Origin of the sequence: Nostoc sp. TCL240-02, from assembly GCF_013343235.1 — a bacterium.
Classification (GTDB): domain Bacteria; phylum Cyanobacteriota; class Cyanobacteriia; order Cyanobacteriales; family Nostocaceae; genus Nostoc.
Window position 1 is genome coordinate 5,383,372 of the sequence record NZ_CP040094.1, and the last position, 12,759, is coordinate 5,396,130.

Annotated in this window: 10 protein-coding genes; 6 read left to right on the forward strand and 4 right to left on the reverse strand. The window is 40.5% G+C overall.

Annotation, left to right across the window (positions count from 1 at the left end):
- The first annotated feature begins 177 nt into the window (after positions 1-177).
- The 4 genes from FBB35_RS23055 to FBB35_RS23070 all read left to right on the forward strand — a co-directional run bounded on the left by FBB35_RS23055 (position 178) and on the right by FBB35_RS23070 (position 7,104).
- A complete protein-coding gene (locus FBB35_RS23055) occupies positions 178-1,893 on the forward strand; it encodes an alpha/beta hydrolase (RefSeq protein ID WP_174711575.1) in 1,716 nt (571 codons plus the stop codon).
- A gap of 271 nt (positions 1,894-2,164) precedes the next feature.
- Positions 2,165-4,522 (forward strand): ATP-binding protein, encoded by a 2,358-nt coding sequence (locus tag FBB35_RS23060; protein WP_174711576.1) that lies wholly within the window; start codon positions 2,165-2,167, stop codon positions 4,520-4,522.
- 52 nt (positions 4,523-4,574) lie between these two features.
- Positions 4,575-5,048, forward strand: coding sequence for a response regulator (locus FBB35_RS23065; RefSeq protein WP_174711577.1), 474 nt, complete (start codon positions 4,575-4,577; stop codon positions 5,046-5,048).
- A 277-nt stretch (positions 5,049-5,325) separates the two neighbouring features.
- Complete coding sequence (locus FBB35_RS23070) at positions 5,326-7,104, forward strand: ATP-binding protein (protein WP_174711578.1); 1,779 nt, start codon at positions 5,326-5,328, stop codon at positions 7,102-7,104.
- A 63-nt stretch (positions 7,105-7,167) separates the two neighbouring features.
- On the opposite strand, the gene FBB35_RS23075 is transcribed toward FBB35_RS23070, so the two are convergent.
- Entirely contained in the window at positions 7,168-7,659 is a 492-nt protein-coding gene (locus FBB35_RS23075) for a hypothetical protein (RefSeq protein WP_174711579.1), read from the reverse strand.
- 450 nt (positions 7,660-8,109) lie between these two features.
- Here FBB35_RS23075 and truB point away from each other — a divergent pair, with 450 nt between their 5' ends.
- A complete protein-coding gene (gene truB / locus FBB35_RS23080; RefSeq protein ID WP_174711580.1) occupies positions 8,110-8,994 on the forward strand; it encodes a tRNA pseudouridine(55) synthase TruB in 885 nt (294 codons plus the stop codon).
- A gap of 199 nt (positions 8,995-9,193) precedes the next feature.
- Entirely contained in the window at positions 9,194-10,042 is an 849-nt protein-coding gene (locus FBB35_RS23085) for an alpha/beta fold hydrolase (RefSeq protein ID WP_174711581.1), read from the forward strand.
- A 92-nt stretch (positions 10,043-10,134) separates the two neighbouring features.
- Here FBB35_RS23085 and FBB35_RS23090 read toward each other — a convergent pair whose 3' ends face one another.
- From FBB35_RS23090 to FBB35_RS23100, 3 genes are all read right to left on the reverse strand, one after another.
- Complete coding sequence (locus FBB35_RS23090) at positions 10,135-10,437, reverse strand: DUF1816 domain-containing protein (protein WP_174711582.1); 303 nt, start codon at positions 10,435-10,437, stop codon at positions 10,135-10,137.
- 87 nt (positions 10,438-10,524) lie between these two features.
- Positions 10,525-11,661, reverse strand: coding sequence for a 23S rRNA (guanosine(2251)-2'-O)-methyltransferase RlmB (gene rlmB / locus FBB35_RS23095; protein WP_174711583.1), 1,137 nt, complete (start codon positions 11,659-11,661; stop codon positions 10,525-10,527).
- A 95-nt stretch (positions 11,662-11,756) separates the two neighbouring features.
- Entirely contained in the window at positions 11,757-12,233 is a 477-nt protein-coding gene (locus FBB35_RS23100) for a Mini-ribonuclease 3 (RefSeq protein WP_174713747.1), read from the reverse strand.
- Positions 12,234-12,759: the final 526 nt, after the last annotated feature.

Consider the following 12,759-nt stretch of genomic DNA (forward strand, 5'->3'; position numbering starts at 1 on the left):
AGATAAAGCTTTCTACATTCGCAAGTCATACACGATTCATACTGAATTATAACGGCTGACTCCTAAATTCTGTTTTGATAAAATTGAGGCTAAAAACTTAAAGTAAACCAAGCAGGGTGTCCGAATAACTACCAAAGCCAACACCTGATAAAACCAGACCACCGAAACAGTTGAGCGATGAATAGTTTGTTTGGTAATTGGGCCAGCAGCCTCAGAAAAAATTCCCTATTGCTGGTTCTTTCAACACTGCTGCCAATGTTTGGAATTAGTAATTCTGTCTTGGCAGCAGAGCGGATTTATGCATCTTATTCAGCTTTAGAACTTTCTATTTCAGTCAACACTTTAGAAAACTATGCCAAAACAGGTGTAATTAACGAAGATTTGGCAGCGTATCAGCAATATCTTCCTCTACAACAGCTTCCAGAATTGCGACGGATTTTACTTAATCGTGTGAAAGTTAGTCCGGTAGTACTTTCGCAACTTCTCTACACACCGCAAGGAGAATTTTTGCTGCATCGGTTGGCGCAAGTCATTATAAACAAATCTTCTCAACCAGAACCAGGATTTAGTGCTTTGCGTTCGGCGCTAATTTCAGCCTCTGCTGAATCGGGAGGCTTGACACTTTTGAATGTTTTGCGTAAGTATCCCAGCAGCAGCATTCGTCTTGATGTTGCAGAGACTTTAGAAATAGCTACGGAATTAGAGAAACTTGTTAACCAAACCCATAGTGCGATCGCAGCAGTTTCCCAAGAGTCTAAAATAGAAGCTGCTACCACTCCACAACCAAATCTCTCACAATTGCCTGATTTGAAGGTTCCGGGCAAGTTTAAGTCGCAAAAATACACCCTAAAGTTTTTTGACTCAAAGCGCAATCGGCTTTTATTGACTGATGTTTACATTCCTAATGTTCAAAATACTACACCCGTAATTGTGATTTCTCACGGCTTGGGTTTAGATAGCAGCAACTTTCGATATTTAGCTACGCACCTATCTTCTTATGGATTTGCCGTTGTCGTTCCCAATCATCCTGGTAGCGATGCTAAACAATTACGTTCTCTGCTAAAGGGACACGCCATTGAAGTAGCAGAACCAGGTGAATTTCAAGACCGACCTTTGGATGTCACATATATATTGAATCAATTGGAAAAAGGTAATCAATCTGATTCAAGGTTTAAAGGTCGCTTAAATCTGCAACAAGTCGGAGTATTTGGTCAATCTTTGGGAGGCTACACAGCCTTAGCCCTAGCAGGCGCAAAAATCAACTTTGAGCAGCTAAAACAAGACTGTCAACCAGCAGCACTGCAAAAAACCTGGAACATGTCTTTACTGCTCCAGTGTCGCGCTTTAGAATTGAGCATCAGCAAGTCTGGCAAGGATTATAACCTGCGGGATGAAAGAGTGAAAGCTGCGATCGCAGTTAATCCCATTACTAGTTCTATTTTCGGCAAAGCTGGCTTAAGTCAAATCAAAACTCCAGTAATGATTGTCAGCAGTAGTGATGATACTGTTGCACCAGCTTTATCTGAGCAAATTTTACCTTTCTCCTGGTTTGCGAATTCACAAAAATATCTCGTCATGCTTGTAGGTGGTACTCACTTTTCCACCATTGGTAATGGCAATCCTGCAAATCAACAAGTAGCATTACCTACTGATATGATTGGCGATGCTTCTCAAGCGCGCCGTTACATGAATGTTTTAAGTTTACCTTTCTTCCAAACCTATATTGCAGGGAAGCCGCAATACACGCCCTACCTGAACGCCGCCTACACTCAAAGTATTTCTAGTAAGTCTCTTGGTTTAAGTCTTGTCAAGTCATTAAATACAACCGAATTAGCTCAATTTCTAGATATACAAGGAGCCAAAACCGTAAAAAAAAAGTTCCCAACACCATAGTCAGCTTCGGATTTTGGATGTTGGATATTGGTGTTGCATTGCTGCATGTGATGATTTTTATTTGATTTGCACAGACGTAATTAATTACGTCTGTAAAATTTATTTGCGTAACACACCCTACACGATCTTCTAATTACTTCTGCTTACTTACTGTAAAACTGTAACAAATATAGATGATATGCGATCGCATTCATCCTTATCGGCATATACTTTAAAGAAATGTGACATTTAATTGCGCTATTGTAAAATTCAGCTTTACATAAGTTGATTTATGAGCCAGCCTAAAAATACTACTACCCAAGCGACTGCTCTGACTAACCACGATCGCAAACCTATTCATATACCTGGCTCTATTCAACCTCATGGTGTACTACTAGCACTCAGTACTCAGTTAGAGATACTGCAAGTTAGCAAGAATACCCAAGTAGATTTAGGTAAAGAGCCAAAAGATTTGCTTGGTAAACCATTGAACTGTTTACTAGAAGCTCAACAAGTAGAAGCTGTAAAGCAGTGCTTGGTAAAAAAAATTGGCAGTCCTAATACTTTTAAGGTATCAATAAATACTCCGTATGGCGGACGAGATTTTGATGCGATCGCTCATCGTACAGAAGAGGTTGTGATTCTGGAGTTAGAACCGACTGACTCAAAATCTGAGGTGAGTTTTTTAGGCTTTCATGCTTTGGCGGGTGAAGCGATCGCAAAAATGCAAAGGACATCAAACCTGGTAGAATTTTTGCATCTAGTGGCTGAAGAAGTCCAAAAAATCATCGGTTTTGATCGGGTAATGGTCTATCAATTTGATGAGTCGGAAGCGGGTTCTGTGGTTGCAGAAGTAAAACGGGAAGATTTATCACCTTATTTAGGACTTCATTATCCCGCTACAGATATTCCAGCGCAGGCTAGGGAGTTATACACGCGTTGCTTTCTCCGATTTCTTCCTGATTTGACGGCCGAACCTGTCCAGCTAATTCCAACGCAAAATCCGACAACACATCAGCATCTTGATTTAAGCTACTCTGTGCTACGGAGTTTTGATTGGTGTTGTGCTGAATATCATCAAAATATGGGAGTGAAGGCTCTTTTGGTGATTTCACTTATTCAAGATCAGAAGCTTTGGGGATTAATATCTTGCCATCATCAAACGACAAAGCATATTTCTTATGAAATACGCAAGATGTGCGAATTTTTAGGACAAATCGTATCTTCAGAGTTAGCGCACAAAATTAGTTCTTCGGAATGGGACTATAAGGTAAAGCTCAAATCGCTACAGTCGGAGTTTTTAGAGTCCATTTCCCAAGCAGATAATTTTATCGATGCCTTAATTAAACCGGAAATCCGCTTGCTGGATTTTGTCAGTGCCTCTGGAGCGGCGGTTTGTCTGGATAATGAAATTAACCTCGTGGGAACCACACCAAATATTGATGAGGTGCGGGCGTTAATAGAATGGGCAGATACTCAAGTTAGTGATAACCTGTTTTCTACCGATTCTCTACCGAAGCTTTACCCAGAAGCGCTGATATTTAAAGATACTGCTAGTGGTTTGTTGCTGCTGCGAATTTCTAAAGTCCGGCGTTATTATATTCTTTGGTTTCGCCCTGAATTTATCCAAACGGTACACTGGGCAGGAAATCCACAGGAATCCATTCAAGCTCAGGTAGATATTAGCTATACCCTGTCTCCACGAAAATCCTTTGAACAATGGCAAGAAACGGTTAGATTAACTTCTTTACCTTGGAAAGGGTGTGAACTTGAAAGTGCGATCGCTCTGAGTAATGCGATCGTGGGTATTGTCCTCTCAAAAGCGGATGAATTAGCGAAAATTAACCTGGAGTTAGAACGCAGCAACCAAGAATTAGCATCTTTTGCCTACGCCGCTTCTCACGATCTCAAAGAGCCTTTGCGGGGCATTTATAACTTTTCGACGGTGCTGCTAGAAGACTATACCCAAGTCTTAGATAATGATGGAATTGAGTGCTTGCAAACAGTAGTGTCCTTATCTGTACGCATGGAAACTCTGATTAATGCTTTGCTGCGACTCTCGCAGTTAGGACAAGCACATCTCCGAGAGCAAGCAACCGATCTCAACGAATTGCTCAATCAAGTAATTGATGTCTTTCGTGCGAGTCGCCAAGACTCCGGGCTTGTGGATATTCGCATTCCCCGGTCTTTACCAACAATTCAGTGCGATCGGGTTCTCGTTAATGAAGTCTTCAGTAACCTGCTTGGAAATGCCTTCAAATACAACGATAAAGCAGAGCAATGGGTTGAGATTGGCTACTTAGATGAGGAACTGGGGACTAGGGACTGGGGACTGGGGACTAGGGACTGGGGACTAGGGGACAAGGGGACAAGGGGACAAGGAGAATACCCAATTCCCAATTCCCAATTCCCAATCCCCAATCCCCAATCCCCAATCTTTTATATCCGAGATAACGGTATTGGCATTCCACAGCATCACTTAGAAACTATCTTTAGGTTATTCAAGCGGCTGCACTCTCAGGAAAAGTACGGTGGAGGAGCAGGTGCAGGATTAGCTATTGTTAAGAAGATTGTTGAGCTTCATAACGGCCAAATTTGGGTTGAATCTACCGTAGGCCTTGGCTCTATTTTCTATTTCACGCTGGAATAGTTTAAGATAATAACCAAATATGTATTTTTGTTAAGCTCTTTTAAGACCACGAATGACAAAAAAACTTCATGAACCTCTGCTTGTTGTTGAGGACAGCAATGAAGATTTTCGGATGCTACAACGTCTGATGCGGCTCATGTCCGTCCAGAACCCCATACATCGTTGTACTAATGGGGATGAGGTTTTAGAGTTCCTGTATCAACAGGCGAGCGATGCCCATAGCAAAGGCGAAAACTTACCCAACTCTAAAGTAGCATTACGACCCTCTGTAATCTTGCTCGATCTGAATTTGCCAGGTATTGATGGCCGTGACATTTTAGATCGGCTCAAGCAAGACAAGAGTTTCAAGGAAATCCCCATCGTTGTTTTTACCACATCATCAAATCCCAAGGATATTGAGTTGTGCTACCAAAAGGGCGCAAATGGATATCTGGTAAAGCCGATGGATGCTCAGGAACTAAAAAAGACGATTCAGGCATTTGTGGATTACTGGCTTGAAGCCAATATCCCGCCAGTATTGGATTAATTTATTTATTGTCTGTTGATGAGGCAGTAGGGAAAAAAGGATAATAAAGGAGACGGTTCAGAGGGCACAGAGACATTTTCTTCTTTGAGTCACTGTGTCTGTTTGTCTCTGCTAGATTCTTTTTACCCATTTTTCTGTTTTTGAGTATTTGATGTTTCTTTAGGATTACTAAAGAATTTAGATTTTATTTATACTTATTTTATATTATTTTTAGAATTATGCAATAAAAACTAATCTGGATAAAAGGGATCTACATTCTCAATCCTCATACTTGTATATGTTGGACATAAGGACGCTACTCATCATTGATGATTGTGCAGCAGATCGGAAAATCTATCGCCGATATCTGTTGAAAGATCCGCACCAGTCCTACCAGATTTTTGAGGCAGACTGTGCTGAAGAAGGACTTGCTTTGTGCAAAAAAATCCGCTTCGATGCCATTCTGCTGGATTTTTGCCTACCTGATATGAGTGGGTTAGAACTATTCGATCAAATGCAGCAGGAGATATTTAAGACTTCTGTGCCTGTAATTATGTTGACAGGGCGGGGCGATGAAGAGGTGGCTGTGCAAGTCATGAAACGGGGTGCGCTTGATTATTTGGTTAAGCACAATCTGACACAAAATGTACTGCAATTAGCAGTTCGCAATGCGATCAAGCAATCATGCTTACAAGCCCAACTCAGCAAAACTCAGGAAAGGCAACGCTTAATTGCTACAACTGCTTTACGAATTCGCCAGTCTCTTAACCTAGAGCAAATTTTGAATACAGCTGTAGCAGAAGTACAGCAACTTCTGAAATGCGATCGCGTCATGGTTTATCAGTTCGCTCCAGATAATGACGGTAAAATAGTTGCCTCATCAGTTGAGTCATTCCGCACTATAGAATTGTGCGATCGCGTTGGGGATCGGGGGCTGGGGGCTGGGGACTGGGGACTGGGGGCTGGGGACAAGGGGACGAGGAGACAAGGGAGACAAGAAGACAGAGAACTGATGAATAGGGAAGACGTTTCCCAATGCCCAATGCCCAATTCCCAATTCCCAATGCCCAATTCCCAATCCCCAATCCCTTATATTTATGAGCTTGGGTTGTGTAATTGTGTCAGCCTGAAAGAGCAATTTAATACTAATGCAAATCTAGTAGTTCCCATTAATTTGAGCAACAATGGCAACCCAACTCCCAAGCTTTGGGGTTTGTTGATTGCTCACCATAATTCTGGGGAACGACAATGGCAAACTGATGATGCAGAAATGCTCAATGAAGTTTCGGTACAATTAGCGATCGCTATCCAACAAGCTGAACTGCTAGCCCAAACTCAAGCAGCCCTTGCCAAAGAAAAGCAACTCAATACATTTAAATCTCAAATCATTGCAACGGTTTCTCACGAGTATCGAACGCCACTAACTTCAATTCTGGCGGCTGCATCAACTTTGGCAAAACATAACCAACAACTGGATGAATCTAAACAACAAAGGTTTTTAGCAATTATTGAACAGAAAGCAAGGTATATGTCCAAACTCGTGGATAATATGCTTTTGGTTAACCAATTTGAACTAGAAAAACCCAAATTTAAGCCAATTCTGCTTGATTTATTGCAATTTTTTGCCGATCTTATCGAACAAGAGCGAGAAACAACAGGCGATCGCCACGAATTAATTTTTCAAATTACTGGGCATACCCAAGGCTTTTGGGGCGATCGCGGGCTTTTGCAGCAAATTTTTATTAACTTAATGTCTAATGCAATTAAGTACTCTCCAGATGGTGGTACTGTGGAGTTCCACCTCATCGGTAAAGAATCAGAGGTGATCTTTTACATCCAAGATCGGGGAATTGGTATCCCGATTAAAGATCAAGAGAATTTGTTTCAATCCTTCTGTCGTGGAAGTAACGTTGACACAATTCCTGGTACAGGCTTAGGACTTGCGATCGCGAAAGGTTGTGTAGAATTACATGGTGGCGATATTACCTTATCTAGTGAAGTGGGGCAAGGAACTAAAGTTACAGTCAGCTTACCGAAAGTATTCCCAATCAGTCAACTTGCCCCATCATCAACTTGATTTGTTGCAGTATATGGCGCTTATCTACATTACTTACAATTTCAAACACAAATCTCGTGATTCTTACTCTTGAATTTCTATGTTGGTAATCAGCCATTCTTTGACTGTTTTACCGCAAGGCTCAGAACTTTGGCAATCATTGACATTCTCTAGCTCATAAGACATCTTTACTTTTTGATTGACATATTTATCTGGTTCACAAACCTCAAATGTTGCCCCTACACCTTCATGTAAATTACCATCTTCATCTACAACAGTAACGTAGCATTTTAAGTCTCCACTTTGCATATCTTTTATTGTTCCAAATATTGGGTTATCGTTATCAATTTTATTAGACTTATTATTTTTATTTAATGTTGAATTACTAGCTTTTTTAATACTTTTGGTATTATCTACCTGACTTGAGTAAGTAGATTTAGAGTTAACTTGAGCGGCTGTTGCAGTATTTGCTTGATTAACCTGATTTTGTTGAGAAACACTCTTGCCAGATTCGCAACCAATGACAACCAACATAGAGCAAAAAACTAATGTTGTAGTAAAAATTGTTTTTTTCATTTTATTTATGTTAATCAAAGTTTATCGATGGTCGTTTTGATAAAAATGTTAGAGCAATAGTCAATCCACCAATTATTCTGTTAGTTAAAACAAAATAAGTAGTGTTTTCTATCAAAGCTTTAAGAAAATCCTTGTTTCTTGGAGTCGCACATAGAAGCACAATTGCCCAGCCTAAAGAGATAAAAAAACTTTTATTAAGTTTTCTCCAAAATTTCTTTATTATTATAATTTTATGTTTTGTCACTTAGAAATGACATCGTGATATTTGCTGAATATGCTCGGCGTTATCTACTTTTTTTGTGTATTATTCGTTAAAATGATTAAAAAAATACCTTTAACATACTTAATTTGTATAAATTAATGCTGAATTAATCATTGATTGCTAAATATTAATGCTTTGATCGTTAAATAAGTATTTAATAGACTTTAGAAGCTGTAAGTATTGATTTTGTGTTATCTCAAGGTTTTCTCAACTTAAACAAACCATTTGACTGGACTTCCCACGACTGTGTAGCGCGGGTGCGAAAATTGTTGCGCCTCAAACGTGTAGGACATGCGGGAACCTTAGATCCAGCAGCCACAGGGGTTTTACCAATTGCCCTTGGTAAAGCCACAAGATTATTGCAATATCTGCCAGAGAATAAAGCGTACATTGCCACTATTCGGCTGGGTGTGCGTACTACAACTGATGATTTGCAAGGTGAAATCATTACTTCTCAAGCTTGTGCGGGATTGAGTTTGGCAGAGATAAAAACTGCGTTAACACAATTTGAAGGCAAAATTGAGCAAATACCACCTATTTACAGTGCAATTCAAGTAGATGGTAAACGCCTCTACGATTTAGCACGTAAAGGTGAAATAGTGGAAGTTCCAGTGCGAACAGTGGAAGTTTTTCGGATAGATATTTTGGACTGGAGAGAAGGGGATTTTCCTGAATTGGATGTGGCAATCGCTTGTGGGAGTGGTACATATATTAGAGCGATCGCTCGTGACTTAGGTGCAATCTTAGAAACTGGTGGCACTCTTGCAGCTTTAATCCGTAGCGAAAGCAGTGGTTTTAATTTAACAGATAGTCTCACATTGACTGATTTAGAAGCACAACTACAAGCCGGAACATTTCAACCCGTTTGTCCAGATGCAGCTTTACAACATCTGCCGTCTGTAGCCTTACCAGTAATATCTGCTCAAAAGTGGTGTCAAGGTCAGCGAATTTCTTTCACTTTTGATGTTCCTGAAATAGTGCGAGTTTATGATGAAGAAAATCGTTTTTTAGGTATTGGACAATTACAAGATGAAGTGTTGATCCCTCAAATGGTTTTTGAACCTATTTCTTAATATCGTTAGTGTATGGAAAAATTTTCAACCTTTACAAAGTATGGTTTTGCATTAATTCATAGTAATAGATATCTTATAGAAGAATAATATAACTAACTACTATGAAAGAAAGGTTAGACCAGATTGAGGCGATTCTAGAGCAGACGGCACAAAAGACTGAAGCGATCGCTGTGTTCGCTAAACAGGAGAACGACAAGTAATGAGCGATCGCCATCCTAGCACTGCTGCACGTCTCAATGTTTACATCCAAGGTAAAGGATTCCCGATTCTGGGTTTACACGGTCATCCGGGTACTGGTCGTAGTCTTTCTGTCTTCACTAATCATTTATCAAAACGCTATCAAACTATTGCCCCTGATTTACGCGGATATGGCAAAAGTCGCTGGAATGGCAATTTTGATATGAATGACCATTTAACTGATTTAGAAGCGCTGCTAGACCGCTTAAATATTGAAAAATGCCTAGTATTGGGATGGTCACTTGGGGGCATTTTGGCAATGGAATTGGCATTGCGTTTACCAGAGCGCATTACAGGGCTGATTTTAGTAGCGACAGCCGCAAAACCCCGTGGTAGCCATCCTCCTATAACTTGGCAGGATAATTTATATACTGGCGTTGCTGGCTTATTAAACTATATAAAACCGAGTTGGCAATGGAATATTGAAACTTTTGGTAAGCGATCGCTTTTCCGCTACTTAGTTCAACAACATACATCCACAACTTATAAATATATCGCCAAAGAAGCAGTACCAGCTTATTTGCAAACCTCTCCTGCTGCTACTCGCGCCCTCTATAGTGCCATTCAATCGGGATACAATCGGCTTTCAGACCTGTCACAAATCCAATGTCCAAGTTTAGTACTTGCTGGCGATCAAGACCGCCACATTACATCTGATTCGAGCTTAGAAACTGCTCGACACCTCCAAAATTCTCAGTGGCAGTGCTATTCAAACACCGCCCATCTTTTCCCTTGGGAAGTCCCCCAGCAGATGCTGAATGACATTGACCATTGGCTGGAAGAACATCCGCAGGTAATTGGTATTCAATAGTCCAAGAGTTTTTACTTCTGAACCACATAATTCGCAATCAGAACTTGAAATTACAAATTACGAATTATGAATTATCCTGATTTTCGCCTAACTTAAATCTGACCGCCAAAGGCAGGCTGTACTTTGCGGTCAAATCTTTCCCCCAAGTCTTCAGCAATTGTTAAGGTATTAGGTTTACAACGTTTGACACGCACGGCAATCCCCGTAGCTCCTTCGACTTCCAAATCTTCTATGTATCCAATGCTTGAGAATTTTGCATCAGAAGAAGTCAGAAATGGCCCAAAGTAGTAAGTACATCGGGGATTTTGCGTCACAATCTCTACCCACCAAGCCAAGCCGATGGAGTCGAATGTGTTAATCAACACTTCCTTGAGGTTATGCCAAAGGGTTTTCATGATTTTCGTTGATTTATGAACGTCTACAGGGTGTTAAACGATATGGTTGCTTTATTATCTTTTACATTTCTTTATACTCTGTTACTGTTATTTTTTCAAAGAAATTTTTTGTGACTTATCTAAATAATGCGTATTTAGCGATCGCTGGCGATAAACTTCATAAAGCGCCATCCCTGCTGCTACCGAGGCATTCAGGCTGGGAGTCTTACCTTGCAGAGGAATCGACACCAAAAAATCACAGGAACGCTGCGTCAACATACCCAGACCTTCGCCTTCTGAGCCGATTACCAAAACTATTGGGCCTTTAAAGTTTACAGTATGCAAAGGTTCGCTTCCAGTTGCAGCAGCGCCGTAAATCCAAAAGCCAGCTTCTTTTAATTCTTCTAAAGCGCGGCTGAGGTTGACAACTCTAGATACAGCAAAGTTTTCTAACGCACCTGCTGACACTTTCATCACAGTAGAAGTGATTCCAGATGCCCTTCTTTGGGGAATTACTAATCCTTGAGCGCCTATTGCTTCGGCGGTGCGAATTATGGCTCCTAAGTTGTGGGGATCGGTAATTCCGTCAGCAACTATAATAACGGGATCGGTTACAGATTTAGATTGTTCAATAAGATCGGGCAATTCAATATAGCCGTAGGGAGCAGTTTGTGCCGCTACACCTTGATGATTCGCCCCATTGGTGAGATAGTCTAAGCGCTTGGGTTCAACCTCATCAATAACTGTGCCATTTTCCTTAGCTTGCAAGAGAAAATGGTGAAAGCTGGGATCGTAGCGCAGACGTGTAGTAATCCAGATGCGGTTGAGGTTACGCTGTTTTTGCAATGCACTCAATACTGGATGGCGACCGTAGATAAGATCGTTATCTTCTTCTGTGGGTTGTGCAGATACACGCGACTCGGAGAAGTTGCTATTTCGTTGTCGGGAATTACCAGAAATGGGGTTACTATCTATTTTTCGGGGATTGCGAGTGGGATTTTCCACAGAAATCGGGTTGCTATCTATTTTGCGGGGATTGCGAGTGAGATTTTCCGCAGAAATCGGGTTGCTATCTATTTTGCGGGGATTGCGAGTGGGATTTGCCGCAGAAATGGGGTTACTATCTATTTTTCGGGGACTGCGAGTGGGATTACTAATAACACGCTTACCTTTAATTTTTATGGGTTTCCCACGCTTTGGTTCGCCAGTAGGAGTGTTAATGATTTTTCTGGGTTGATTCTGCATTTGATTTATGGATATAACTTATGGTTGAACATATCGATTACCGTAATTTCTGGAACTTCATCTACTGCTGTACCTATTGTTGTGAAATTGAGTTTTCACTCTTTTTCTACATGAAGCATTTGCAACAGTTCGGTTAGACGCGGGTAATCGGTGAGATATAAGTAGCCTATTAGAGTTTCTAGACTAGTTGCCTGTTGATAAATTTCGGGATTAAGTCGCTTAGGGCGGCCTGTAGCGGCATTTCTACCCCGTCGGACAATTTCTAATTCGGTGTCCCTCAAATGAGGAGTTAGCGATCGCAAATGTAGCGCTTGTGTTTCTGCTCTTACCTGCTCCACTACCAGACTGTGGTAAATTCCTGACCGCTGCAATGGCAGCAGATAGAACATTCTAACATACAACTCATAAATTGCATCCCCCAAATATGCTAAAGCAGTAGGAGAAATTTGTTGCACTTGTGAGAGGGAAATCTGTTGGAATGACCCTGTGGTTGCCAAGAGTGCTTGATTCCAAGATAAACTCTGCTTAGGAGTTTCATCTTGTCCATCTAATAGTTCCTCCTGTGACTTCACAAATAAATCATTCCTTGACGGGCTAGATTTGGCAGGCATTCTTCGCAAAGACTGATTTTTAGGAAGTATGCCATGATAGTATACTTAGCATAATCAATACTATCAAAATTACTTACTAATTTCATCTTTTTGATTTAGATTCGGTATTTAAAATCACGCTGATGTTAACGCCCATAAACCAAATTCTGCCTACTTATTGTAGTCTGTATCTAAGATAGGGTAAAATTTGAATATCAAATACACCCTGTTGCGCGATCACATTGCCATACTTACTTAGTAAGCGACAATTTCCAATTATACACGATCAAGTCGAGTTTATATATACAAATATGTTAACTTTGTATTTTTTATAACTTTTTCCGACTTGATTATTTATCCGATATTCTAGCCAATAATTATATACCCAACGATTGGGTGTTTATAACTCTAATTATTTCTCAACTTTCAATATAATTATTATAGCTCAACTGGCTTTTTGCCTCTCCCATGAGAAGAGAGGTAAAAAACCAGAAGTTTTAAAAATTAA